27 protein-coding genes are annotated in these 25,056 nt (G+C 63.1%); 11 read left to right on the top strand and 16 right to left on the bottom strand.

The window, feature by feature from the left end; translation table 11 throughout:
* Positions 1–377: FAD-dependent oxidoreductase (locus Q0Y42_RS10880; RefSeq protein ID WP_297803598.1), on the bottom strand; the 377-nt coding region annotated here is incomplete at its 3' end.
* A 191-nt stretch (positions 378–568) separates the two neighbouring features.
* Here Q0Y42_RS10880 and Q0Y42_RS10875 point away from each other — a divergent pair.
* Complete coding sequence (locus Q0Y42_RS10875) at positions 569–961, top strand: TetR/AcrR family transcriptional regulator (protein WP_297803596.1); 393 nt, start codon at positions 569–571, stop codon at positions 959–961.
* Positions 962–997: 36 nt separating this feature from the next.
* Entirely contained in the window at positions 998–1,195 is a 198-nt protein-coding gene (locus tag Q0Y42_RS10870; RefSeq protein ID WP_297803594.1) for a hypothetical protein, read from the top strand.
* Positions 1,196–1,253: 58 nt separating this feature from the next.
* On the opposite strand, the gene Q0Y42_RS10865 is transcribed toward Q0Y42_RS10870, so the two are convergent.
* Together Q0Y42_RS10865 and Q0Y42_RS10860 are read right to left on the bottom strand one after the other, a co-directional pair.
* Positions 1,254–3,125, bottom strand: coding sequence for a ferrous iron transporter B (locus Q0Y42_RS10865; protein WP_297803592.1), 1,872 nt, complete (start codon positions 3,123–3,125; stop codon positions 1,254–1,256).
* 4 nt (positions 3,126–3,129) lie between these two features.
* Positions 3,130–3,396 carry a FeoA family protein gene (locus tag Q0Y42_RS10860; protein WP_297803590.1) on the bottom strand — a complete coding sequence of 89 codons (267 nt, stop codon included), beginning with the start codon at positions 3,394–3,396 and terminating at the stop codon, positions 3,130–3,132.
* 181 nt (positions 3,397–3,577) lie between these two features.
* On the opposite strand from Q0Y42_RS10860, the gene Q0Y42_RS10855 reads away from it, so the two are divergent.
* Positions 3,578–4,087, top strand: a complete 510-nt coding sequence (locus tag Q0Y42_RS10855) for a cytochrome c family protein (RefSeq protein ID WP_297803587.1) — start codon at positions 3,578–3,580, stop codon at positions 4,085–4,087.
* Between the two features lie 55 nt (positions 4,088–4,142).
* On the opposite strand, the gene Q0Y42_RS10850 is transcribed toward Q0Y42_RS10855, so the two are convergent.
* The 4 genes from Q0Y42_RS10850 to Q0Y42_RS10835 all read right to left on the bottom strand — a co-directional run bounded on the left by Q0Y42_RS10850 (position 4,143) and on the right by Q0Y42_RS10835 (position 10,131).
* Entirely contained in the window at positions 4,143–7,325 is a 3,183-nt protein-coding gene (locus Q0Y42_RS10850; RefSeq protein ID WP_297803602.1) for an efflux RND transporter permease subunit, read from the bottom strand.
* Positions 7,325–8,464, bottom strand: coding sequence for an efflux RND transporter periplasmic adaptor subunit (locus tag Q0Y42_RS10845; protein WP_297803585.1), 1,140 nt, complete (start codon positions 8,462–8,464; stop codon positions 7,325–7,327). Before Q0Y42_RS10845 ends, Q0Y42_RS10850 begins: the two co-directional genes overlap by 1 nt.
* Positions 8,465–8,563: 99 nt before the next feature.
* Entirely contained in the window at positions 8,564–9,313 is a 750-nt protein-coding gene (locus Q0Y42_RS10840; protein ID WP_297803583.1) for a hypothetical protein, read from the bottom strand.
* A 53-nt stretch (positions 9,314–9,366) separates the two neighbouring features.
* Complete coding sequence (locus Q0Y42_RS10835; RefSeq protein WP_297803581.1) at positions 9,367–10,131, bottom strand: class II aldolase/adducin family protein; 765 nt, start codon at positions 10,129–10,131, stop codon at positions 9,367–9,369.
* A gap of 148 nt (positions 10,132–10,279) precedes the next feature.
* Here Q0Y42_RS10835 and Q0Y42_RS10830 point away from each other — a divergent pair, with 148 nt between their 5' ends.
* The 3 genes from Q0Y42_RS10830 to Q0Y42_RS10820 all read left to right on the top strand — a co-directional run bounded on the left by Q0Y42_RS10830 (position 10,280) and on the right by Q0Y42_RS10820 (position 12,729).
* The gene (locus Q0Y42_RS10830) at positions 10,280–11,359 is read left to right on the top strand and encodes a DUF2336 domain-containing protein (RefSeq protein ID WP_297803578.1); all 1,080 of its coding nucleotides are present in this window, start codon (positions 10,280–10,282) and stop codon (positions 11,357–11,359) included.
* Positions 11,360–11,405: 46 nt separating this feature from the next.
* Complete coding sequence (locus tag Q0Y42_RS10825; RefSeq protein ID WP_297803600.1) at positions 11,406–12,188, top strand: NAD kinase; 783 nt, start codon at positions 11,406–11,408, stop codon at positions 12,186–12,188.
* 64 nt (positions 12,189–12,252) lie between these two features.
* The gene (locus Q0Y42_RS10820) at positions 12,253–12,729 is read left to right on the top strand and encodes an Hpt domain-containing protein (RefSeq protein WP_297803576.1); all 477 of its coding nucleotides are present in this window, start codon (positions 12,253–12,255) and stop codon (positions 12,727–12,729) included.
* A gap of 9 nt (positions 12,730–12,738) precedes the next feature.
* Here Q0Y42_RS10820 and Q0Y42_RS10815 read toward each other — a convergent pair whose 3' ends face one another.
* Both Q0Y42_RS10815 and Q0Y42_RS10810 read right to left on the bottom strand, forming a co-directional pair.
* On the bottom strand, positions 12,739–13,884 hold the full coding sequence (locus Q0Y42_RS10815) for a DUF2336 domain-containing protein (RefSeq protein ID WP_297803574.1): 1,146 nt from the start codon (positions 13,882–13,884) through the stop codon (positions 12,739–12,741).
* Between the two features lie 124 nt (positions 13,885–14,008).
* Positions 14,009–14,788 carry a transglycosylase SLT domain-containing protein gene (locus tag Q0Y42_RS10810; RefSeq protein WP_297803571.1) on the bottom strand — a complete coding sequence of 260 codons (780 nt, stop codon included), beginning with the start codon at positions 14,786–14,788 and terminating at the stop codon, positions 14,009–14,011.
* A 196-nt stretch (positions 14,789–14,984) separates the two neighbouring features.
* Between Q0Y42_RS10810 and Q0Y42_RS10805 the strand changes: the two genes are divergently transcribed.
* Together Q0Y42_RS10805 and Q0Y42_RS10800 are read left to right on the top strand one after the other, a co-directional pair.
* Positions 14,985–15,959 carry a hypothetical protein gene (locus tag Q0Y42_RS10805; protein ID WP_297803569.1) on the top strand — a complete coding sequence of 325 codons (975 nt, stop codon included), beginning with the start codon at positions 14,985–14,987 and terminating at the stop codon, positions 15,957–15,959.
* 130 nt (positions 15,960–16,089) lie between these two features.
* Positions 16,090–16,833, top strand: coding sequence for a TonB family protein (locus Q0Y42_RS10800; RefSeq protein ID WP_297803567.1), 744 nt, complete (start codon positions 16,090–16,092; stop codon positions 16,831–16,833).
* Here the strand turns inward: Q0Y42_RS10800 and Q0Y42_RS10795 are convergent.
* Together Q0Y42_RS10795 and Q0Y42_RS10790 are read right to left on the bottom strand one after the other, a co-directional pair.
* A complete protein-coding gene (locus Q0Y42_RS10795) occupies positions 16,817–17,842 on the bottom strand; it encodes an FAD-dependent oxidoreductase (protein WP_297803565.1) in 1,026 nt (341 codons plus the stop codon). The genes Q0Y42_RS10800 and Q0Y42_RS10795 overlap by 17 nt on opposite strands.
* Before the next feature lie 74 nt (positions 17,843–17,916).
* Positions 17,917–19,764, bottom strand: a complete 1,848-nt coding sequence (locus tag Q0Y42_RS10790) for a phosphoenolpyruvate carboxykinase (GTP) (RefSeq protein ID WP_297803563.1) — start codon at positions 19,762–19,764, stop codon at positions 17,917–17,919.
* Positions 19,765–19,967: 203 nt separating this feature from the next.
* Between Q0Y42_RS10790 and Q0Y42_RS10785 the strand changes: the two genes are divergently transcribed.
* Both Q0Y42_RS10785 and Q0Y42_RS10780 read left to right on the top strand, forming a co-directional pair.
* The gene (locus Q0Y42_RS10785) at positions 19,968–20,600 is read left to right on the top strand and encodes a DUF938 domain-containing protein (protein WP_297803561.1); all 633 of its coding nucleotides are present in this window, start codon (positions 19,968–19,970) and stop codon (positions 20,598–20,600) included.
* A gap of 54 nt (positions 20,601–20,654) precedes the next feature.
* Complete coding sequence (locus Q0Y42_RS10780; RefSeq protein ID WP_297803559.1) at positions 20,655–21,422, top strand: pseudouridine synthase; 768 nt, start codon at positions 20,655–20,657, stop codon at positions 21,420–21,422.
* Here the strand turns inward: Q0Y42_RS10780 and Q0Y42_RS10775 are convergent.
* Positions 21,419–21,721, bottom strand: coding sequence for a transcriptional regulator (locus tag Q0Y42_RS10775; RefSeq protein ID WP_297803557.1), 303 nt, complete (start codon positions 21,719–21,721; stop codon positions 21,419–21,421). The two genes, Q0Y42_RS10780 and Q0Y42_RS10775, sit on opposite strands and share 4 nt — an antisense overlap.
* Positions 21,718–22,185, bottom strand: a complete 468-nt coding sequence (locus tag Q0Y42_RS10770; protein ID WP_297803555.1) for a hypothetical protein — start codon at positions 22,183–22,185, stop codon at positions 21,718–21,720. The genes Q0Y42_RS10775 and Q0Y42_RS10770 overlap by 4 nt, the downstream gene beginning before the upstream one ends.
* Positions 22,186–22,318: 133 nt before the next feature.
* Here Q0Y42_RS10770 and Q0Y42_RS10765 point away from each other — a divergent pair, with 133 nt between their 5' ends.
* Positions 22,319–22,762, top strand: a complete 444-nt coding sequence (locus Q0Y42_RS10765; protein WP_297803552.1) for a hypothetical protein — start codon at positions 22,319–22,321, stop codon at positions 22,760–22,762.
* A 4-nt stretch (positions 22,763–22,766) separates the two neighbouring features.
* Here Q0Y42_RS10765 and Q0Y42_RS10760 read toward each other — a convergent pair whose 3' ends face one another.
* The 3 genes from Q0Y42_RS10760 to Q0Y42_RS10750 form a co-directional block, all read right to left on the bottom strand.
* Positions 22,767–23,528: an ATP12 family protein gene (locus Q0Y42_RS10760; RefSeq protein ID WP_297803550.1), complete on the bottom strand. Its 762-nt coding sequence runs from the start codon at positions 23,526–23,528 to the stop codon at positions 22,767–22,769.
* A gap of 16 nt (positions 23,529–23,544) precedes the next feature.
* Positions 23,545–24,222 (bottom strand): HAD-IA family hydrolase, encoded by a 678-nt coding sequence (locus tag Q0Y42_RS10755; RefSeq protein ID WP_297803548.1) that lies wholly within the window; start codon positions 24,220–24,222, stop codon positions 23,545–23,547.
* On the bottom strand, positions 24,219–25,056 hold an 838-nt coding region (locus Q0Y42_RS10750), incomplete at its 5' end, for a putative 2OG-Fe(II) oxygenase (protein WP_297803546.1). The genes Q0Y42_RS10755 and Q0Y42_RS10750, both read right to left, overlap by 4 nt.

The following is a 25,056-nucleotide window of genomic DNA, read 5'->3' as shown; positions in this document are numbered from 1 at the left end:
TCCAGCAGGCCCTCGTCATCGCCCCCCGGAAGCGGCAGCTTGCGCGCCCGTGAACCCGTGGCGATCACCAGATGGTCATAGGTTTCGACCGCGCCATCATCAAAGGTGACTGTGCGCGCCGCCGTGTCGATCTTGGTCGCCGAAACACCGAGGCGCAGATCGATGCCGTTTTCGGCATAATAGCCCTCGGCCCGCAGCTGCAGGGATGCCTCATCGGCCTCGCTCTTCAGCCATGCCTTTGACAGCGGCGGGCGCTGATAGGGTGCCACCGCTTCGGTCCCCGCCAGGATAATCTGACCGTCAAAGCCGTATTGCTTCAGGAAGCCAGCGACCGAGCCACCTGCATGGCCTGCACCGATAATCACGACTTTGGACATCAAAAATCCCACGACTGAATTTTGTTCGATCTGTGTGTGGGCATGGCCCCTCTCGCGGTCAAGTCCACAAGGCCCTTCAGCCCCCTAACAGACTGATTGTCGCATGAGGATTGCGGCACTTGTCGAAAGACCTTTAACAGTTTAGGCGACACCTTGGCCGCGCGGCTCAACGCGCCCCCACTCAGACAGACATGCCTGACAACAAGAACAAGCTTGGCCACAAGATCGGCAACCGCGGTGCGCGCACGCGCCGTGCCATTCTGGACGCGCTGCGAAAACTGTTGAACAGCCACCATCTGGGCGAAATCCGCCCTGCCGATATCGCGGCCGCCGCCGAGGTTTCGGCCCCGACCTACTATACCTATTTCAAGACGGTCGAAGAGGCGGTGCTGGTCCTGTGCGAGGAAGCGGCAGAGGATTTTCAGGGGCTGGCAAAACACATCCACGCCGACTGGTCCGGTGATCGGGCCTTTGAGTGCGGGCGGGCCTATGTCCGCGAGGTTCTGGCGCTGTGGGCCGACCACGGCCCTGTCCTGCGGGTCGAGCACATGCTGGCCGACAAGGGCGAGACAGGCTTTGCCTAAACGCGCATCAAACGCCTGCGCCGCCTTCACCTTGCGTTGGAGCGCCGCATTGCACAGGCCCGCGCCAATGGGCTGCATCCGGTCGGGCTGAACCCGCGCCTGACATCCTATGAGATCGCCAACCTTGTGGAGTCCGTGGCGGCGGGGTTTGGCCTGTTGCGGCGGGCCGATACGCCCGAGGCGATCATCGACACCACCACCCACATCGTCCTGAAGCTGACGACAGGCCGATAAGAAAAAGCCCCCGCAGACGGCATCTGCGGGGGCTTTTCTTTGACTACCACTCGGGGGGTTAGCCCGCGCCAAGCGCCTTGGCGACATTGTAGGTGATGAAGGCCGCCAGATAGGCCAGCGCAAACAGATAGGCGACGAAGAGGAAGGTGAACTTCCTCGAGCCGGTCTCGCGCTGGACCACGCCGATGGTCGGCAGGCACTGCGGGGCAAAGATGTACCACGCAAGGAAGGCCAGACCCGTCGCCAGCGACCAGTCATTGGAAAGGATGCCAGCCAACGTGCTGATATTATCCTCGGCATTGGCGACCGAATAGACGGTGCCCAGTACGCCCACGGCCACTTCACGCGCGGCCATACCCGGCACCAGAGCCACCACCATCTGCCAGCCGAAACCGATCGGGACAAAGATAGGCTCGAGGAATTTGCCGATCATGCCCGCGAACGAATAATCGATCGCCGGACCCGTCGCGCCTTCCGGCGGATAGGGGAAGGTCGCCAGCGCCCAGACGATGATCATCAGCGGCAGGATGATACGCCCAGCCCGCTTGATGAAGATCTTGGCGCGCAGCCACAGATTGAACAGAACCGACTTCACGTCCGGCATCTTGTAGGCTGGCAGTTCCATCATGAACGGCTCGACCATGCCGCGCCAGAAGATGCGGCGCACGACCAGCGACACCAGCAGTGCACTGAAGATACCGCCCGCATACAGGCCGAACATCACAAGGCCCTGCAGGCTGGCCCAGCCCCACACCTTGGTGTCGGGAATGAAGGCGGCAATGATCAGGGTATAGACTGGAATCCGCGCCGAACAGGTCATCAGCGGCGCGATCAGGATCGTGGTCAGGCGGTCGCGCTTGGAGCTGATCACCCGCGTCGACATGATGCCTGGGATGGCGCAGGCAAAGCTGGACAGCAGCGGGATAAAGGCACGGCCATGCAGACCCGCCCCGCCCATGATCTTGTCCATCAGGAAGGCCGCACGGGCCATATAGCCAAAGTCTTCCAGCACGATGATGAACAGGAAGATCAGCAGGATTTGCGGCAGGAAGACCAGAACACTGCCGACGCCGCCGATCAGGCCATCGACCAACAGGCTTCGCAGCAGTTCATTGGGAATAACCGTGCCGATCCACTCGCCCAGCATGGCGAACATGGCCTCGATCCCGTCCATTGCGGGCGTGGCCCATGTGAACACGGCCTGGAACATCACGAACAGCACGCCCAGCAGGATCGCCAGACCCGCCACCGGATGCAGCAGCACGCTGTCCAGACGGCCCGTCAGGGTGTCGGGGCGCTTGGGCGGGGTGACATAGGCCTTCATCAGGCGCTCGGCCTCGCGCGCGGCGGTACGGATATCCGACGCCGACGGCTCGCGCCACTGGCTGGGTCGCTCCAACTCGCCCGCATCGGCAAGGTTTTCAACGGCCTGAACCAGTTCCTGCAAGCCACGCTTGCGGGTGGCGACCGTGGTCACGACCGGCACGCCCAGCTCTTTCGACAGGCCCTCGATATCGATCTGGAGGCCTTGGCGCTGGGCGATGTCGTACATGTTCAGGGCGACCACCATCGGGTGGCCCACCTGCTTCAGCTCAAGGATCAGACGCAGCACCAGACGCAGGTTGGTGGAATCGGCAACCGCCACCACCACATCCTGTTTCGGCGTATCGGCCCGTGCGCCCAACAGAACGTCGCGGGTGACCTCTTCGTCCAGCGAGCGGGCGCGCAGGGAATAGGTCCCCGGCAGGTCGGTCACGGTCAGGACACGACCGTCGGTGCCTTGGACACGGCCTTCCTTGCGTTCGACGGTGACGCCCGCATAGTTCGCCACCTTTTGGTGCGAACCGGTCAGGGCATTGAAAAGCGCAGTCTTGCCGCTGTTCGGGTTACCGGCGAGGGCAAACCGAACCGGAGCTTTCTGATCCGTCATAACTTTATGCGGCCTCGATCTCGATCGTCAGATTCGCCGCCTCTCGGCGGCGCAGGGCGACGCGCATGTCATCCACCTTGATGGCGATGGGGTCGCGCCCGAACAAACCTTCATGCAGCAACTCGATGCGAGCGCCCTCTACCAGACCCAGTTCCAGCAGGCGGCGTTCCAGCTCAAGCTCATGCTCTTGAAAGTGCTGATGGTTGCCCACCTGCACGATGACGCCGCGATCCCCCCGCCGCGCTTCACTCAGCCGTTTGGTTTTGGACATTCTACTCGGTTCTGGCAGTGCGCTTCGCGCGTTTGTTCTTAATGACAGTGATTATCACCTGCGACATGCCAGCGTCCAGTGATTGCCAAGGTAACATTGCCGCAGCCACTATGGGCATTCTGTCCCGTTTGGCTCAGCCCCCACTTGGATTAAGAACTGCGGCATTCCGCATGAGGTCGATATGTCGTCAGTCTTGAAACCCCTTTTGATCGCTGGCTCTGCCGCCTTTTCGCTGGTTCTGGCGGGGTGCGGCTCTGCACCGGGCCAAGGCGGCAGCGATGGCACGCCTCCGGCCAAGGGCGAGCCGACCGCCGAAGAGGTTCAGGCCCTGCTGGCCAACCTGCCAGAGCCTTACAATGCCGGTGATCTGGAAAATGGCCGCCGCGTCTTTGCCCGCTGCCGCTCGTGCCACACCATCACCGATGGCGGCCCCAATATGACGGGCCCGAATCTGCACGGCCTGTTTGGCCGTCAGGTCGGCACCCACAAGGGCTATCGCTATTCCCAAACCCTCACAAAGGCTGATTTCGTCTGGGATGCCGAAAAGCTGGATGAGTGGTTGGAACGCCCGTCGGGCTTCCTGCCCGGTAACAAGATGAGCTTTGTCGGTGTCGCCGCCGAACAGGACCGCCGCGACGTGATCGCTTACTTGAAGGTCCACACCGGCTATCAGCCCGAAGCCGCCCAATAAGGCACGGGCACAACCCGCGCAGTAAAAAGGCCGCCCTTTCGGGCGGCCTTTTGTTTTAGTGACCGGGCGACATATCCGGCGTCTTGCCGGATGCCAGTTCCTCGGCTTCCCACTGTTCGATCAGACGGGACGTATATTCCGGCGACTTGGTAAAGCGCGCCAGAACCCCATAGATCACCGGCACGATGAACAGGGTCAGCAGGGTAGCAAACAGCGCCCCGCAGAAGATCACCACACCGATGGTCTGGCGGCTGCCTGCACCGGCACCCTGCCACAGCATCAGCGGCAGAGCGCCAAAAGCGGCAGCCAGCGAGGTCATGATGATCGGACGCAGACGCAGCGACGCCGACTGGATGATGGCCTCACGGACGGTGCGGCCCTGATCGCGCAGCTGGTTGGCGAACTCGACGATCAGAATACCGTTCTTGGCCGCGATACCCACCAGAATGATCAGACCGATCTGGCTGTAGATGTTCAGGCTGGAGCCCGCCATCACCAGACCGAACAGACCACCGGCGGCCGCCAACGGCACCGTCAACATGATCACCGCAGGAGTGATCCAGCTTTCAAACTGGGCGGCCAGCACGAGGAAGACCAGCAGCAGGGCCAGAATAAAGGCCCACATCACCGCACCACCGGCCTCGGCCTGATCGCGGGCCGTGCCACCCCAGCGGATGTTCACGACGCCCTGCGGCTGCTTGGCGGCTTCCTTGGTCAGGAAGTCCACGGCATCCGAGATGGTCATGCCCGGTGCGAGGTCTGCCGACAGGGTGATGGCGCGCTGGCGATCCAGACGGCGACGGTCAGGCGTATCGCCCGAGGTCTTGGTGCTGACCACCGACGACAGCGGCACCAGTTGGCCCGCTCCGGTCGAGACATAGAGCCCCTCCAGATCCGACACATCACGACGGTTGTCGCGGTCGGTCTGCAGGATCACGTCATATTCCTGACCACCCTTGATATAGGTGGTGGCACGACGCGAGCCGAACATGGTTTCCAGCGTGCGGCCGATCTGTTGCGCCGACACGCCCAGAGCCGCAGCCTTTTGCGGGTCCACATCGACCAGCAGACGCGGAGCGTTCGGTTCATAGTTCAGACGCGGACGCGAGAAGCCGGGGTTGGCTTGTGCCGCCGCCAGAACGGGCTGCAGCCAGTTGTAGATCGGGCCGTATTCGGCGCCGGTCACGATCATTTCGACCGAGTTGCCGCCGCCGCCACCGCCACCACCGCCCCGCTGGAAGGCACCCGGTGTCGAGGCGTTGACCTGTGCGCCCGTCTGCGAGCGCAGGCGACCGTTCAGTTCCTGTGCAATCGACGCCGCATCGCGGTCCCGCTCGGACCAGTCAGCGAGGTTCAGGATCACATTGCCCGAGTTGAACGAGCCACCGCCAAAACCGGGCGAGGTGATCAGATAGTTATCGACCTCGCCGCTCTTGCGGTAATCCTCGAAGATCGGCTCGATACCCAGCATGACTTCGCGGATGTAGTCAAAGCCCGCACCTTCGGGACCAGCGACGCGCACCATCACGCGACCACGGTCTTCGTTCGGCACCAGCTCACCGGGCAGTTTCAGCGCCATAAACGCCGCCCCTGCCCCGACCAGCACCACGGTCGCCACGACGCCTGCGACAGCGATGCGACGGCCCATGAGCATGTTCAGCGAGTTGACGTAGGAGTTCTTCAGCTTCTCCATCGCCGTATCGACCTTGCGGCCCAGCCAGCCGGTCGTGGTGGTCGGACGAAGGATCTTCGACGCCATCATCGGCGACAGGCTGAGCGCGAGGAAGGCCGAGAAGCCCACCGCCGCTGCAATCGCCGCCGCCAGCTCAACGAACAGACGGCCCACATAGCCCGGCAGGAACATCAGCGGCGCAAACACCGACAGCAGCACGATGGTGGTCGCGACAACGGCAAAGAACACCTGACGTGCGCCGCGTTCAGCGGCCACCAGAGGCGGCTCGCCCATATCCAGACGGCGCTGGATGTTCTCGACCACCACAATGGCGTCATCCACCACCAGACCGATCGCCAGCACCAGCGCCAGCAGGGTCAGCAGGTTCAGCGAGAAGCCCAGCGGAGCCAGAACGATAAAGGTGGCCAGCAGGCAGATCGGCGCCACCACCGACGGCACGATCGCCGCCCGCAGCGAGCCGAGGAAGACGAAGTTCACCACGGCTACGAGGAACATCGAAATGCCGATGGTCAGCCAGACTTCGTCGATGGCGTGCGAGGTAAAGACCGAGTTGTCCGAACCCACTTCCAGAGTGGTGCCGGCCGGAAGCGAGGGCTTGACCTCCTCCATCAGCTTGCGGGCCCCCTCGCTGATGGCGAGATCGTTCGACTGGGCCTGACGGGTGATGGCCAGACCGATCTGGTCCACGCTGTTACCGCGGAACAGACGGCGGTGCTCGACCGGACCTTCCTCGATGCGGGCGATGTCACCCAGACGGGTCACATAGGTGGCCGTGCCAGTCAGGCCCGCCGCCGAGGCATTGCCGCGCGTGCCGATGGGCAGGTTGGCGAAGTCTTCAGGGCGGGCATAGTTACGGGCCACGCGGACGGTATAGTCCTTCTGCGCGGCTTCCAGCGAACCGGCGGGCAGTTCGACGTTCTGGCTCGACAGCGACTGTTCAACGTCGGTGACGGTCAGGCCGCGGGCGGCCATCGCCTGCGAGTCCAGCCAGATACGCATGGCATAGGTCTGGTCGCCAAAGATGTTGACCTGCGCCACACCCGGCACGGTGGCGAAACGGTCCACCAGATAGCGGTCGGCATAGTCCGTCAGCTCCAGACGGTTCATCGTCGTGGAGCGCAGGAACAGGATCATGATCGGCGAGGAGTCCGAGTCCGCCTTGGACACGGTCGGCGGATCGGCCTGATCCGGCAGACGGCCCGTCACGCGCGAAACGCGGTCGCGCACATCGTTGGCAGCATCGTCGATATTGCGGTCCAGCGAGAACTCGATGTTCACATTGGATCGGCCATCGCGGCTGGACGAAGTAATGCGCTCGACGCCCTGAATACCGGCTATCTGCTGTTCGATCGGCTCGGTAATCCGGCTCTCGATCACCTCGGCAGAGGCACCGGCATAGGTGGTGCTGACCGACACCACCGGCGGGTCAACGTCAGGCAGTTCGCGGACCGGCAGCATGAAGAAGGCTGCAATACCGATCACGCAAAGAACAATGGCCCCTACCGCCGCGAATACGGGGCGGCGGACCGATACGTCGGAAAGCATCATCGACGGTCAGCCTTCCCACGCTCGCCACCGCGACCGGCCGGACCGCCCTTGCCCGCTTCCGTCACCGGAGCGCCCGGCTGGATGCGGTTCAGGCCCGAGGCCACGATACGGTCGCTGGCCGACAGGCCCGAGACGATTTCGACAAAGCCGTTCTCGACGGTGCCGGTCTGGACCTCGACGCGCTGGGCGATGATCTCGTCACCCGAACCAGCCAGACGGTACACAAAGGCACCCGAGCCTTCGTATTGAACCGCGGCTTCCGGCACGGCCAGCGCCTGACGCTGACCTTGCTGGACCGAGACGCGCATCATCATGCCGGGGCGGATACGGCCACCCGGATTGGGGAATTCGGCGCGGGCGGTGACAGCGCGGGTCTGTTCGTTCACGCGCACATCCATCAGGGCGATACGGCCCTGGAAGGTCTCGCCCGGGAAGGCGTCGGCGGTGGCTTGCAGAGCGGTGCCTGCGCGCATGGTGGACAGGAAACGCTCCGGCACAGCGAAGTCGACACGCACCGAGCTGAGGTCATCCAGCGTGGTGATCACGGTACCGGGGCTGATCAGCGTACCGGCTGTAACCGTCGTCAGACCCAGCACGCCCGAGAACGGTGCGCGGATCACGCGGTCGCCGCGACGGGCCTCGGCGGCGCGCACAGCGGCGCGGGCCGTTTCCAGAGCGGTTTCGGCATTCTCGGCCATGACACGCGGGGCAACGCCACGGTCAGCCAGCAGCTTGTAGCGGTCGTATTCGCGCTGGGCTTGGGTCAGCTGGGCGCGGGCCTGAATGATGGCCGCGTCCTCTTCATTGGTCTGAAGCTCGACCAGCGCAGCGCCGGCGCGGACGGCCTGACCGTCGTTGAACAGTACGCGGGTGACCAGTTCGGTGGTCGCAGACGTGATGTTGACCGAGCGCACGCTGCGGGCCACGCCCAGCACCTTGAGCGCGTCGGAGAACTCGCGTTGCGACGGGGTGTAAACCTCGACCTGCTGCGCGCCGCCACGTCCCCCCGGACCGCCGGGACCACCCGGGCCCCGCTTTTCGTCACCGCCGCCAAGGGCAAATTTGAAGATGAGGGCGACCAGCATCAGGGCCACCACGACCCCCGCCACGATGATGAAAAAATGGCGCTTGAACACGCTAAAGACTCTCCCCGACCACTGCGGTTCCATCTCGCACTTCCGCAAACAAAGCGCGAGTGAAAGTCATTTAACGTAGTTTGCTTTTGATTCCGTCGCCTAAAAACGACGCCAGACGGCAAAAATCGGCCCGTCGCCCGCGTTAACATTACGCCCGCTGACCACAGCCCTCCAGCCCGCCTGTGCCGACCAGTCGTTCCAGTGCCTCACCACACCGATTTCATAGGTGTTCCAGCGGCTTTGATGCTCGGCTTCGACAGGCAGGGTCTTGCCCGCATAGACCTGACCCATGACAGTATATCGCGGGTTCAGATGCACACCGACCGCCCCCTCCAACCGCTGTTCGTCCGGTAGTCGGTCACGCCAGCGATGGGCCAGTTGCAGATCCGCAAAGGCGGGGTAGCGACCGCCAAAGCTACGCCCCACGAGAAGACGTGCCTCGGTCTCCTTCTCGCCCTCCCCCGGCGAGCCCCAGACGGCGTTGCGCCCCTGACTGTCACTGGCAAAGCCCGCCTGTGCGGAGACCACCAGCCCATCATGCGACCACAACGCGACCTTGGCCCCGATCTCTACCGGCCCCATACCTTGATATGATTTCGATCCGGCATCGATATCCTGCCAATCGGTCTTGGCCACCAAGGTAATCCGGTCCGTCAGGCCATATTCGCCCCAAACCGACACCACATGGTCCACCCGCTCGTGCGGCAGCATGAAGCGGTCGCCGTCCTGATCGAAGCCGTGGATTTGCCAGACAGGCTCGTATTTCACGATCACCTGTCCATGGCCCTTGGGCTGGTTCCACGCACTGGCGGCGGCACCGTTCGCGAACGGCACCGTCAGTAAAGCCACCAACACCCCTGCGGACTTCAGGCCCCGCCCACGCCACACCCCCCGATGCAGCATCAGCTATCGTAACCGGGCAATCGTCGATCCAGCATGCGAAGCGCCCCCGGCCAAGCCAGCGAGGATACCATGCCGACGCCCTGCCCTTGCTGTCGGGTCTCCTCCTGCGCGGCATCGGGGGCATTCAGGACATTGTCCACGCCCGCCGACAAGGCCGCGACCTGCTGTGCACAGGCCCGTTCGAGGAAGAAGATACGCACCCATGCCGACGCAGCGGTTTCTCCCACGGCCAGCGTGCCGTGATTGCGCAGTAGCATCATATTCTTGGTGCCCATGTCCGCGACCAGACGCTCGCGCTCGTCATGGTTCAGGGCCAGCCCCTCATAGCCATGATAAGCCACGTCATTCTGGAGCAGGCAGGCGTTCTGGCTCAGCGGCAAGAGGCCGTGCTTTTGCGCCGCAACGCCTACACCCGCCACCGTATGCAGGTGGATGACGAAATGGGCGTCATGTCGTGCGGCATGGACCGCCGAATGGATGGTGAAACCGGCCGGATTGATGAAGCTGTCGGTCTCCTGGACAATATTGCCATCCAGATCGACCTTTACGAGCGAAGACGCTGTAATTTCTTCGAAATAATATCCGTAGGGGTTGATCAGAAAATGGGTTTCCGGGCCCGGAACGCGCGCGGAAATGTGGGTGAAGATCATGTCGTCCCACCCGTGCAAGGCCACCAGCCGGTACAAGGCTGCCAGCTCTACACGCACCTTCCACTCGGCGTCGGATACCGTCTGGCGGACGCCCGATAGGCCACCGTCTGCCATGTGAACACCTCCCATGCTCAACAAATCCCCCAACTGAACACTGTTCTTCTGGACTAGACCCGTCAAGCCTCGCTAAGCTGAGCCATTAACGATGATTGGTGACCATGTTCGGTTATCACAGGCCGCTTCCAACCGGAGCCAACCGCGCGTGCAATCTACGCTGACCGACAGACCGGCTGATCCGCGCACGGCCGCCATTGCCGCGCTGGCCGCAAAGGTTGCCCGCTGCCCCGCGCCTGATCAAAGCCGCATCGTCATGGGCGTGGCCGACCTGTATGCCGATCAATCCAAGGCGCAGGCCCAGCGCGACCGTCTGGCCTCGGTTTTTGTCGAACTGGTGCGCACCGTGGAAAGCGAAGTGCGCCGCGCCCTGTCCGAGCGGATCGGCTCTGCCGACTGGCTGCCCAAAGATCTGGCGGTCATGCTGGCCAATGACGAGATCGAGATTGCCCGCCCCGTCATCACCGCCAGCCCGCTTCTGAACGACGAAGACCTGCTGGCCCTGCTGTCCAAGGCATCCATCGATCATCGGCTTCAGGTGGCCCTGCGCCCCGGCATTTCCGCCACCGTATCGGACGCCATCATCCAGAGCGACGAGCCGCTCCTCATGTCGGCACTGGCCAATAACACTTTGGCCTGTCTCCCTGATGACGGGTTGGAGCGATTGATATCGGCGGCAGAGCGGGTCGTCGGCCTGCGCCAGCCCCTGACCACCCACCCGCTCCTGACGGAAAAGCTGGCCGAGCGCCTGTACGCATGGGTCGGTGATGCCCTGCAGGTCGAGCTTTGCGCCCGCTTTCCCGATCATGCCGAGCAGCTGAAAGCGGCGCTGCGCGACAGCGTGCAACTGGCGCAGGACGCCCGCGTCGCAATGAAGCTGCACGACACCGGACGGCTCAATCCCGCCACCCTGCTGCGGTTCCTGCGCGAGCGGCGGCAGGGGCTGTTCCTTCAGTCGCTGTGCCTGCTGGCGGAAATCCGCACCGACGAGCTGGATGATCTCATCCACCGCCCCAGCGCCCGCCACCTCTATCTGGTGTGTCTGGCTGCCGGGCTGGAGCGGGCCGTGTTTCCGGATGTCCTCGAAGGTATGCGCCGACTTGGCATTTCCGTGCCGCCTCCCCTGCTGGATACAGAACTGCGGCTGGGCGAACGGGACCGCTATCAGGCCAAGCTGGAGCTGAGGGCCGTGATCGACAGCCTGACCCACAGCCGATTAGCCCATTAGAATCCCACATTGAATTGACACAGAGGCCGCTCTGGGCTTGCGTGCAATAGTGACCACTTCATCCCACCTTCCCCGACTGCATTTCGTCGCCAGCGACCGACCGGAGGCCCGCGATGCCTGCGGCCATCTGCAGTCGCGCTATGGAGTGGTGCCGCTGGAAGAGGCCGATGTGATCGTTGCCCTTGGCGGTGACGGCTTCATGCTGGAAACCCTGCATGCCAACCTCAAGACCCAGAAGCCGGTCTATGGCATGAACTGGGGCTCGGTCGGCTTTCTGATGAATGACTATGCGGACGATGACCTTCCACAGCGCGTGGCAGAGGCGGACCGCACCATCATCCACCCGCTTCAGATGGATGCCTGGGTCGAAAGCGGACAGGTCCACAGCGGGCTGGCCATCAATGAAGTCTCGCTGCTGCGCCAAACCCGCCAGACGGCAAAGCTGCGCGTCAGCGTCAATGACAAGGTGCGGCTGCCGGAACTGACCTGCGACGGCTGTCTGGTGGCCACGCCTGCAGGCTCGACCGCCTATAACCTGTCTGCGCACGGCCCGATCATTCCGCTGGATGCGCCCAGTCTGGCCCTGACACCGATCAGCGCCTTCCGCCCGCGTCGCTGGCGCGGGGCGCTGCTGTCACACACGGCCACCGTACGGTTCGATGTTCTGGAAGCGGGCAAACGCCCCGTTTCGGCCACCGCCGACAATTTCGAGGTGCGGCATGTTCACCGCGTGGACGTGCGCGAGCGCCGCGACATCAGCCTGACCATGATGTTCGACGCGGGCCGCACCTATGAGGAACGCGTTCTGGCCGAACAGTTCGAAGGTTAAGGTTACGCTTTCTTCAGACGTTCGGTGCAGTTTTCCTTAGGTAAACAGTCCGACAGAGATCCCCTTGGCCCAGCCGCCCGAACTCATCCGCCGCCCCAATACCCTGCGTTCCAAAGTCGGGGGTGGATTTGGCGGTATCGATGCGGCCGCCGTGGCCCGCGCCGAAGAGGCTCTGAAGGCCCTGTCGTCCCAGTTCGAACAATGGCTGCAGGACGAGATCGCCAAGCTGGACGCTGCCGAGGCCGCCATCCGCAATGACGGCTATACCCCAGAGAATGCGGAAACCCTCTATCTGCGGGCGCACGATCTCAAGGGGCTGGGCACTACCTACCAATACCCGCTCGTCACGCGCGTCGCGGCCAGCCTCAGCCGCCTGATCGATGACAACGCCGGCCGCATGTCCGCGCCGTGGCCGTTGATCGAGGCCCATATCGCGGCCATCCGCGCCATTGTCCGCGACCGTATTCAGGACGAGAACCATCCGGTCGGCGTTGAACTGGCCAGCGCTCTCGAAGCCGAAGTCGCCGCCCTCGAAGCCTGATCGTTTTCGTCAGGCCACCCGCGTCCGCAGGGCCGCGTTGTCCGGCGTCGGGATCATGTCCAGCCGTTCCAGCAGATAGTCCATGTCCTCGCGGCCCATGGTGTGCATCTGGGTCATGAAACGCTCGAGCATGCGCTGGCGGAAGCTGTCGCCGTCGAGGTCCGTGCCCTCGGCCTGAATGGAGCGCCACGTATCGACCGCCGCACGGAAGGCCGCAAACAGGCGCGGCGGCAGGCCCGCGCGGTCATAGATGGCGCGCAAGCCCAGCGGCCCCGCATCGTGGATCATCAGCCAGGCGCGATGGTGCGGTAGCTGCGCCAACAACGACAGCCCGTGTTCAAACAGGGTCATCTGCCCCCGCGCCACGGCCCGCAACAGCAGCGATCCTGTCAAAGCCCGACGGGCATGAAGGGCGCGTACAAACTCCGGCACATTCTGGCTGCGGATCGCCTCGTCCAGCAGGTCCAGCGTCGCGCGTTCACGGGCAAAGTCGGACAGACGCACCGCCGCCTCGACCGAGACCTTGTGCCGCTGCACCAAATGCTGGCGCACCTGCTCGCTGGCGACGACCAGCAGGCGGTCCACAATGGCGGGCGGCAGGATCTGGCGATGCGACAGGGTCGAGACGACTTCGTCGTCGTGAGCAAAGCGGTCGATGGCAATCGACATGGCCCGCTCCGACACATCGGCATTGTCATTGGCCGCCAGCTTGCGAACCGCATCGACCACGCCATCCGAAGCAACCACCTCGGCCACATCGCGGCTCAGTCCCGCGCGCGAAGCCACGGCCACCTGCGCGTGCGCCCTGCCCGTACGGACGATGGAAATCAGATCATCGTCGGAGAACACCGGCGACTGGCTGATCAGCGGAATGGCGATACTGTCGACATCTGCGGCCAGCTTCAGCGCTGTCTCGCGCGGCATAAGGGTCGAGGCCCGCAGCGTCACCGCCAGTGCCCGTCGCACCAGATCGGCCGTATCGCGGGCGATAAATGTGATGACACGCTGCGCTGCGGCCCGCTCTTCCTCGGTCAGCTCCATCCGCTCCATGCTGCGACAGAGCTTGTGGGTCGCGGTTGCGCGCTCTTCTTCGACTTCCGAACGTATCAATTCGGTAAGGGCCGGATCATTGGCCGTAAGGCTACCCTGCATCATAGCGCCGCTCTCGAAGAGGTAATGGGTCGTAGCCAAGCTTAACGATACGGACGTTAAGCGGTCGTTACGATTTGATACAGCGATATGTGAAATTGATATGTGCCATTTAGGCACAGGTCACAAGCTAGACGGAGTCGCTGAACGCACCCTTGAAGTGCGATGAACCATCCTGGTTCAGCAGCAGGGCCAGTAGCCCCTGATCCTGACGCAGGCGATCAAGCCGCGCCGCCAGCGCCAACTCTTGTCCGCCCAATGCCGGTGCAGACGGTTGGGACGATGACGATCCCACCACCGACCCGATATTGCCCGCCGTGTTCTGGAGATTGGCATAGACCTCGGCCACGGTCGCCGGTCGGCCCTGTTTGTAGAAGATCGAGCGGTTGGCCGAAGCAGCTTCGGGGAAAAGCGAGGCCGCGCTGCTGTTCGGACGCGACGACATGGCCTCGATCAAGCGCGCCGCCCCTGCCGGACCCAAAAAGTGTGCCGCGTAGAGGTCGCCGCCATTCGGCTCCTTGCCGGTACGGCCACGCAGATAGGCGGCATTCGAGGCTGTCAGCTCGCCCGCCATGGCAGAAGCTGCCTGCGGATCGAAGCGAAGATCCAGCACCACATTGCGGGCCGATCCCCTCACCTGCCAGCGGCCATCGTTGCCCTGATAGATCAGGTCGGCGTACTGGCCGTAACCGTGCTTGGCCCCATGCTGTTTCAGGGTGGCCAACCACGTCTGGTCGATGAACTGGAACAGGCCGGACGCCGAAGATGACCGGGCGCGGGCGTCGGGATTGAAACCACTTTCGCGGCGAGCGGTTTTCATCAGGAAGTCAAAGTCGACTCCCGTCGTCGCGGAGGCACGCCGGATGGCCGCCTCTACGCCGTTTGATGATGGAATCGCTCTGACGCTCATGTGTCGACGGTCGCTAACCAAGATTAACGGAACCTTAACACGCGGAAGGCGTGCGGATAACGGGAAAACAACCGTCAAATTCCGCAACCGTACTTTCAATCCCTATGAAATCGTTCTCTTAATAAATTACGCCGTTATGGTTAATGGCAAAGCTCTTTATCGCTAAGCTATTTATGTAGAATGGATAGTGCGAAGTATGTCTGATTTCGAGAGCTACAACGATTACGTCCTAAGCTTGACCGATAGCGCAAAACTTCGCTCCTCAGATCTGTATCAAAGTGTCAATACAGACATAAAGATTGGCCACCATGACAGACTTTCTTCCTTTCTGTTCACACCGAACCAGACCGACCATCCCGAATATGATGACGCCGCGACGGTGTTTTTGACGGCGTTTAACCGCCTGTACGCTCCGAATCCCCTGTTAGGGGACGAACTGCCCCTCTTCTATCTCGGCTATCACGTCCTCAATCCTATCAGCATGAAGCGTAGCGAGCAGGGTTTCCTGCTGACCGATCAGGCGCTCTATGTTCAGGACGATTTCTCCATCACCCGCGCATTAAGTTACGCGCGCGGATATCCGCTGCCCTCGCACAACCGCGAAATCCCCCTCTTCCTCTCAGGCATCATGAGCCAGTTCAAAGGCTGGGAAGGCTGGGCCAAACTGGCGCAGAACACGCCCGATGAAGCGCGCGAACAGGTGATCGCCTTTCTGACACCCGCCATCGAGGCCATCATCCAGCATCACCAGCGCCATGGCTCGCAGCGAGAGTATGTGCCGACAGCGCCGTCCGTCCAGACGCTGGCCCGCCAGTACAGCGACCTGATCGATCCGGAAAACCCCGGCTCCAATGCCAAGAAGCTCGCCAAGGCCATCGACAAGTTCAAGGTCCCGTCCGACGAGGCAGTCAGCTTTGCGTCGGTGGCGACCCTGTTCTTTGGTGCTCCCTACGGGATCGTGGTGACATCAAAGGCGGTCTACTCACGCGATGCCTTGGAAGACGTTGTCCGCATGCCTTTGGGGGAGATGGAACCGACTTCGCTCCGCATCACCGGCGACGAGATTGCCAGCAATCTGGGTCAGATCTTCCTGCCCTCCACCATGGACGAGAGCTGTAAGCCTGTGGTGCTGGAACTGATCAATCAGGCGATTGTAGCCCACACCGGCTGAAGCCTGCCCGTCCCCCCAGCCCACCACGGGCTTATGGCAAAGCTTTTTACGCGCACGTCCACAAAACACCGTAATTCGAGATGCAGCCTGATCACGGGTCTGAGGGGACCTGCGATTGGAGGCGCAGATCATGATGATGATGACACGTGCCGCTGGCGGAACCGACCTGTCCGCCCTGTTGGGTCCACGTCCGACGACAATGTCGTCGCGCAAGACGTGGATCGCCGTGCTGTCGGTGGCCCTTGTGGCCGACCTGGGTGCGGGACTGTTCCTGTATTATCAAAAGTTTGAACTTGCCGCCCAGCCGCCCAAGGGGACCGAGGTGCCGACGACCACGGTCTTTCTGGAAAGGCCGATCATCGAGCCGGAGGTGAAACCGGACACCCCGCGCCCTGCGGCCGCGCCGCCGATCCACTGGCCCGACAATGTGATCGAGACGGATGTTCCGCCTCTGGTTGCCACGCCGTCGCCCGTGACAACGCCGGATACGGGGCCTGTTTTCACCGTCACAGAGCCCGCGGTCACCACCACGCCAGGCACCGTGATCGCGCCTTCGGCTCCGCCGCGTGCCCCGTCGGTCATCACCAACCCTGACTGGATACAGCGCCCGACGGCGGACCAGTTGCTACGCGCCTATCCGGACGCCGCACTGGAACGCGGTATCTCGGGCAGCACCACGCTCAACTGTTCGGTGCGGGTGGACGGGACACTGTCCGATTGTCAGGTCGGCAATGAAACGCCCGCCCGTCAGGGCTTCGGAAGAGCAGCCATCAGCCTGTCGCGTCAGTTCCGCATGAGCCCGCGCACGGTTGACGGTGCCCCCGTGGACGGTGCCCGCGTGTCCGTCGCTATCCGCTTTAATGTGACGGATTAAATCGCAGAGGATCGAGGGCTGGCTCCGGCAGGGTCAGCCCCTCGATACCCGCCACCACCTGTCCAGCCACCAGCGGAGCCAGCAGCCAGCCGTTGCGGCGCGGGGCCAGCGCCACGTGCAGCCCATCCCCCACCGGACCCGCCATCGGCATGCCATCGGGTGATGCGCCACGGATACCCGCGCGCCATTCCATCTCGATCTCGACCGGCTCGTGTCCCAGCAGCGCCCACGCCGCGTTCATCATGCGCTCGCAGAGAGCGGCATCGGTGGCGAGTTCGCGCACACCCTCTTCCATCGTGGCCCCGACCACCGAGCCACCCTCATAGGGGCCAGCGTTTACGGGCGCGATATAGGCCCCCGGTCCACGGATGACGTGGTCGGAGAAACGCTCGTGCGTGATGCCGATCTGGCCGCGGATGGGCACGATCTTGCCGATCAGGTTCTTCACCGTTTCGGGCATGCCCTCGATAGCGGCTGCCGCGCCGGTGGAGATCACCATCTGCGGGGCCGAGGCCGTGCCCGTGCCGTAATCGACGGTCCAGACGCCATCCTTGAACGCCACCGAACGGGCCAGTGCGTCGATACGCTCAACGCCTTCCGACAGCACTTCCAGCGCCGCCGCCGGATCCAGCTTGGCGTCCTCTTCGGTGACGATCCACTGGTGGTCCGGCATGTAGCTGTATTCGAACTCGTTGCGTTCCAGCGCGATGGCCAGACGGTCCGCCCCCTCGCCGCGCCATTCGGCGGGCATGTGCTGGAGATGGACGCCCGTACGCGTGGCAAAGTCCGCCCACAGGATACGGCCCGCCTTCAGAATATTGGCCTGTTCAACAGAAAGCCCGTCGATGGCCGTCTCGAACGCCGGCGCGATCATCCCCGCCGCCACCGCCGAGGCCGCACCGCCCTTGGGCGCGACCACCGCCACGCGATGTCCGCTCAGGCGCAGTTCCGCCGCTGTGGCCAGACCGAAGGCACCGGCACCGAGGATGATGAAGTCGAAACGGGTCATGGGAGAATTGATAAGGGGCACGGGCTGTCCTTCGACCTCCCGCGCCCCGATTTCAAGCCGTTTTTTGGTCGGACTTATTCCGCCGCCATGCGGGCGGCACGAGACTCTTCCAGACGTTTGGTCAGGGCGGCGTGCTGATCCCACAGAGCCTTCTGCAATCGATCAACTAAATTCTCGTAGAAGTCTTGGATGAGGCTGGCTTCCTCAGTCCAGACGTCGGCGTCGACGTCCAGCAGGGTCGACAGCTGAGCATCGGTCAGGTCCAGACCCGACAGGTCAAGTCCGTCACGGCTCGGCACACGACCCACCGGCGTTTCAACCGCAGCACCCTTGCCTTCGAGGCGCTCGACAATCCACTTCAGGACGCGGGCATTGTCGCCAAAGCCCGGCCAGACGAACTTGCCGTTCTCGTCCTTGCGGAACCAGTTCACGAAGAAGAAGCGCGGCAGCTTGGAAGCGTCTGGAGCCGCAGCACCGACCTTCAGCCAGTGCGCAAAATAGTCGCCCATGTTGTAGCCGCAGAACGGCAGCATGGCGAACGGATCGCGGCGCAGCTCGCCGACCTTGTTCTCGGCGGCAGCGGTGCCTTCCGAGGCGACGGTCGAGCCGAGGAACACGCCGTGTTCCCAGTCGAACGCTTCGGTCACCAGCGGCACAGCCGAGGCGCGGCGACCACCGAACAGGATGGCATCGATCGGCACGCCAGCGGGGTCTTCCCATTCCGGCGCAATCGAAGGGCACTGACCGGCCCAGACGGCAAAGCGGGCGTTCGGGTGGGCAGCAGGCTCGCCCGAGGCCGGATCGTGCGGCTGGCCCTTCCAGTTGGTCATGCCTTGCGGCACTTCCTTGGTCAGACCTTCCCACCACACGTCGTTGTCGGCGGTCAGAGCGACGTTGGTGAAGATGGTGTCCTTCACCAGGGTGTCGAGCGCGTTCTTGTTGGTGTTGCGGCTGGTGCCCGGTGCGACGCCGAAGAAGCCCGCCTCGGGGTTCACGGCATACAGGCGACCGTCCTGGCCGAAACGCATCCATGCGATGTCGTCACCGACCGTCTCGGCCTTCCAGCCTTCTAGCGCTGGTTGCAGCATGGCAAGGTTGGTCTTGCCGCAGGCCGACGGGAAGGCGGCGGCGACGTATTTCACGACACCTTCCGGCGAGGTCAGCTTGAGGATCAGCATGTGCTCGGCCAGCCACCCCTCGTCACGCGCCATGACCGAGGCGATACGCAGGGCGTAGCACTTCTTGCCCAGGAGGGCGTTGCCGCCATAGCCCGAGCCGTACGACCAGATTTCGCGCGTTTCCGGATAGTGGACGATCCACTTGTCGTCATTGCACGGCCAAGCGACGTCGGCCTGACCTTCAGCCAACGGTGCGCCGAGGGTGTGGACCGCCGGCACGAACACGCCGTCAGTACCCAGTTGATCCAGAGCGCCCTTGCCCATGCGGGTCATCACGCCCATCGACAGGGCCACATAGCCGCTGTCGGTGATTTCAACGCCCAGCGCCGAGATGTGCGAGCCGAGCGGGCCCATGCAGAACGGCACCACATACATGGTGCGGCCCTTCATGCAGCCGTCGAACAGCTTCTCCATGCGGTCGCGCATTTCGATGGGATCGGCCCAGTTGTTGGTCGGACCGGCATCGGCTTCGTCTTCCGAGCAGATGAAGGTGCGGCTTTCGACGCGGGCGACGTCCTTCGGATCGGAGGCGGCATAGTAGCAGCCCGGACGTTTGGTCTGGTCCAGCGCCTTCAGCGTACCCTTGTCGATCAGGTCGGCAATGATCTGCTGCTTCTCGGCTTCCGAACCATCGCACCAGTGAACGCGGTCCGGCTTCGTCAGGTTGGCGATCTGCTCCACCCAGGCCACAAGGCCCTGATGTTGCGTCGGGGCCGGATGAAGGCCGGGAATTGATTGGCTCACGTCTGCTCTCCTGGATCCTCTCCCCGGCCCGTACTCGACCGCGGATCGCGTGCTGGATCACGCTTGGTTACGGGCGAGTAGACGCCTGATGGCCCTTAGGTCAACCTTCTGTTTAGCTTTTGCATCGCAGCAAATTGCGAGCCCCCACGACAAGTTGATTCTAAAAGGTCGTGAGAACTGCAGAGGTGTTCTAAGAGATCACCATGCAGACGATGGATTCTCAGGAACTGACGCCCCAGGGGGCATTGTATTCGCCCGCTGCAGCGCGAAATGCCGAAGTGATTCTATCCACACTTCGGTCTCATCTTCCCGCGAAAGGCGAAGTACTGGAAATTGCCTCGGGCAGCGGCCAGCACGCCGCCACCTTTGCCCGCGCCCTGCCCAACCTGATGTGGCAGCCATCGGACCCCAGCGCCGAAGCCCGCAACAGCATCGACCTGTGGGCCAGCGAGGCTGGCCTGCCCAATCTGCGCCCCGCGCTCGCGCTCGATATGCTCGCGCCCGATACGTGGCCGCATCGCGCCTATGACGCCATCACCTGCATCAACATGGTCCACATCAGCCCGTGGGCGGCGACCGAAGGCCTGATGGCGCTGGCGGAACGCAGCCTGCCGCGCGGCGGGCTTTTGTATCTTTACGGTCCCTACCGCGAGGCGGACGTGACCTTGGCCCCCTCTAATGCCGCGTTCGATGAGAGCCTGAAGTCGCGCAATCCCGAATGGGGCCTGCGTGACCGCGATCAGGTCGTCGAACTGGCCAGGCAACACGGCCTGCGCTTTACCCTTCGCACCCCAATGCCCGCCAACAACATCAGCCTGATGTTCCGGCGCTTCTGACGCTTTCTTTCACGGGCGGCGCGGCTTAATACCCCGCCCTGACAGGAGACCCCCATGGCCTTTACCCGCACCTATGACGGCGACGAACCGGTCCGCATCAACAAGTGGCTGGGCCAATCCGGCGTCTGCTCGCGCCGCGAGGCCGAAAGCCTGATCGCCGAGGGGCTGGTCAGCATCGATGGCGAGGTCGTCACCGATGCGGGTCGCAAGATCGAAAAGGGCCAGACCCTGACCCTGAACAACGACGCCGAAGAGGCACTTGCTTCGGGCGTTACCATCCTGCTGCACAAGCCGGTCGGCTATGTCTCGGGTCAACCGGAACCGGGCAAGATTCCCGCCGTGCGCCTGCTGTCCTTCAAGAACCGCGCGGATGAGGGCTATATCCCCCGCCGCGATGAATCCCTGCCGCCCATCGGCCGCCTCGACGAGGACTCGCGCGGGCTGCTGATGCTGTCGTCCGACGGCGTGGTGGCCAAGGCCGTGATCGGCCCGACGTCGGAGCTGGACAAGGAATATCTCGTCACCGTTTCCGGCACGATCACCGAGAGCAAGCTGGCCAAGCTGCGTCACGGTCTGGAACTGGATGGCCGCAAGCTGCGCCCCGCCAAGGTCACCCTGATCCGTGGCCAAAACCTGAAATTCATCCTGAAAGAAGGCCGCAAGCGCCAGATCCGCCGCATGTGCGAATTGGTGGGCCTTGAGGTGACAGACCTGTTCCGCACCCGCATCGGCCCGATCCATCTGGGCACCCTGCCCGAAGGCCAATGGCGCCACATCACCCCAGAGGAACGTGACGCCCTGATCAAGGCCAGCGTCGGTTAAACCGTCAGTTCGGCGGTGATCTTCACCAACCGCTCCAGCTCGGCCACATGGGCCTTGAACGCGGATTTGCCTTTGGCGGTCATGGACAGCCATGTCCGCGAGCGCCCCTCGAAGGGGGCCTTGCGGACGGCAACATAGCCCGCCTTTTCCAAAGCTTTCACGTGTTTGGACAGTACCGAGTCCGACACCTTGATGGCATCGCGCACCACCGCAAACTCGGCCTCTGCCGCAGACAGGATGGCGCAGATCTGCAACCGCCCCGGCGCGTGGATCAAAGGATCGAATACGGGCGCGGTCATTTCAGGTCCTTCACGTCCTTGCGGTACAGGGCCATCCAGACCCGCATGCCCACCAGACCCAGCACCGCCGCCACTGCACCACAGGCCAGCGGCACCCAGACGATGCCCTGCACGCGGCCGAACACCACGCTGACGACCATGAGCCCGATCAGCAGGCCTGCCAGCCCGAACGCTGCCCAGCGGGCCCTCTTGGGCGAATATCCATTTACCCAGACGCCCGCGTCGGCCTGCCATTTGCGCATGATGATGAGGAGGATGGAGATAGCGACCGCCGTACAAACCATACCAATGGCGGCGCCCAGCCCCTGCCCTGCCACCAGCAGCGCACACGACGCCGCATAGCCCGCATCGTACCACCAGGGCCAATAGTCCATCTTGCCCAGCGCCTGGGCACGCGTTTCGCGGATGCTGTTCAAAGCCTCCATCGCGCCAGCGCCATCAAACTTTTCATGGTCGTTGGTCATAAACGTTTCCTCACTTTCCATATTGGAAAATGACATTCACTTTCCAACTTAGCAAGTCATAAGTTTCCATTTTGGAAAGTAATCACAGGTGACCTAACATTGTTCCATCCATTCACTCGGGGGAGATCAAAGAATGGCTATCAAGTGGAGCCCGGAAAAGCTGAAAGCCCTTTCGGTCCATGACCGCGGCGTGCTTTACAAAAATGCCTGTGCCAAGGCTGACAATCCTGAAGCCGCCGAACTCAAGGCCATGATCGAAAGCGTGGGACTTCCTTATTCAGAGGAAGGCTCGGTCAGGATGGATGATCCACTGACGCTCAAGATGCAGGAGATCATCTATTCAGAAGCCGGAAAGGCGGCAGCAGTCAAAGGCGCAAAGGAGGGCATGCCTGCCCTCACCTATATCGATCCCATGCTGCAAGCCGCCCTTGGCGTGGATTACGGTGCACACAACCAGACCACCCACACCGCGGGGCTACTGGTCGCGCAGCTCATGACGTCACTCGGCTACCGCAAGGACAGGGCCAAACCCCTGCCTTCCCACTGCGTGGCCAAGACGGCGGCGATGTGGAAATAGGCCCTCAGACGAGGGCCTTGAACCACTGCTCCAGCATTACCGTCTCGGCGCGCTGGGCGGCGGCGCGGGCGGCGGCTTCTTCGTCGACACCCCAGCGCTGTTCGGTGAAGGCCTCGTCCAGACGCGACAGGTCATAGGCGGTCGCGCCGTCCAGTTCGCCCTGTTGCAGCGCCAGACCCAGAATGGCCGAACCCAACAGCGGCACGGCCATGGCCAGACCCGACAGCTGGAAATGGTCCAGCGACAGGGCCAGCGCCTTCACCTTGTCCAGCGAGGCCTGATCTTGCGGCTGGTGGACAATGCCCTGCACCGGAACCAGACGGATGCCGTGGGTCTTTTCAGCCCACTGACGCCATGCGCCCCATTCGCGCTCCTGACGCTCGATCAGGGATTGTGGAGCCTCAGCGAGGTAGCAGGTCAGGTCATTGCCCGCATAGGCGGTGATCTCGTCGGCCACAGCCTCCATCACCTCGACCACGCGGTCGATGGCGGTGGATGCAAGGCGCGTGGCGGGCATGGTGCCCGGCTCGAGGAACTCGCCCTGCGCGGCCCATTCCGCCGCGACCCTCCGTGCCGCCGCCTCGGTCGGCAGGATCATCTTGCGGTGCGCGGGCGTCTTGGGCGTGCGGCCATCCAGAACCACCGCCCAGCCGTCTTCGGTCCGCTCCACGCCCGCTTCCTTCCAGAAGCGTTTGATGCGCTCTTCGGATTCCTTGAAGCCTTTACGGGCGGCGACGTTCGGGTCCAGCGGGGGGATGTGGCTCATGGGTATTCTCGAACTCTCAGACCTTGGCGGCAAAGCGGTTCAGCGCCGCCTCTAGGTCGCTAAAATCATTGGCAACATGGATAGCACCGGCAGCCAGCTGTTCCTCCACCGTATGGAAGCCCCAGCCGACGCCCTGTCCCGTCACCTCGGCGTTTTTCGCCATCAGCATATCGTGGCTGGTGTCGCCGATCATCACCGTGCGTTCCAGCGTGGCACCGTTCCTGTGCACAGCGGCCAGCAGCATGGACGGATCCGGCTTGCCCGGACCATCCGAGGCACAGTGCGCCGAGGTGAATAGTTCGCTCCATTCAGGGCGCGCCATGTTGCGGGCCACGCCTCGGCTGTTCTGGCCTGTGGCAATGGCCAGCTTCCAGCCATCGCGTTTCAACTGGCGCAGGGTCGGCATGACGCCGTCATAGAGCGGCTCTTCATGACCAGCCTCATAGCGGACGCGGAAGCTTTTTTGGAACGCCGCCACGAACTCGGCCAGTTCGGCCATGGTCAGTTGCGGCTCCAGCGTATGCAGCGCCTTGTCCAGCGTCAGGCCGACAATCTGGCGCACACGGTCATAGCTTGGCTCGGGCAGGCCCAGAGCCTTGGCCGCCTCGCACGCTCCGAAATGGATCGACGCCCGACTGTCCACCAACGTGCCATCAACATCGAACACGGCCAGCGGAGCATCGGAAGCAGTCATTCAGGCACCAAATCGAAAGCAATCGTCAGACGGTGCCGCTCGTCCTCGAACGGCAGGGTTCCATGCCACATACAGGACGGAAACAGAACCAGCTTGCCCGGTTCGGGTTTTTCGACCTTTAGCGGCTCCAGCGGCTTGGCCATGCGGTACGGCGGCACGCCAAAGCCGATCCAGCCCTCGGTCCCGCCACGATCCACGGCGGGCGGCAGGTCGATGTAGCAGGCCGACGACAGCCAGCCGTTCGAATGGATGTGCGCTTCATGGAAGCCGCCCGAGCGCAGGCGGATCGACCAGCAGCCATTGATCCGATAGGTGCCGCGATTGCGCGACCGCACGGCGTCGTTGCCCGGCCCCATGGCTTCCAGATGGCGGCGGATCGGACCGTCAATCGCGCTGAAGAAGGCCTGTATCACCGGATCGTCCACGCGGCGCAGATCGACCGGCGTCTGCGAACCATGGCGCAGGCTTTGACCGATGGGATGGCGTGCAAAGCTGTGCTGTGCCTCCAGCGCCTTGGCGAGATCGGCCAGATAGTCAGGCAGGCTATCCCACCCCTTGGGCGTGTCGATGGTCATCGCACGGATCAGGCCGTCGGCGTCATCCAGTCCGGTCGGATTGCTGCGCCCCAGCATCCGCATTGCCGTGGCATGAAGGGCCAGAACCACCTGATCACGCGGAGCCGCCGGAACCACGCGCTCCATGACCTGTGCGGCTTCCTGCCCGCGCCCGTCGGCGATGTGGCATTTGGCGACGGCGCACCACGCCACCACGTCATTCTGGGCCAGGCCCACAGCCGTATTGGCATGCTGAAGCGCCAGCGCCGTATCGTATTCC

The sequence above is a fragment of the uncultured Brevundimonas sp. genome (genome assembly GCF_947305955.1).
Taxonomy (GTDB): Bacteria; Pseudomonadota; Alphaproteobacteria; order Caulobacterales; family Caulobacteraceae; genus Brevundimonas.
The sequence above is the reverse complement of the archived record's forward strand: the minus strand, read 5'-3'. Positions and strand labels throughout refer to the sequence as shown.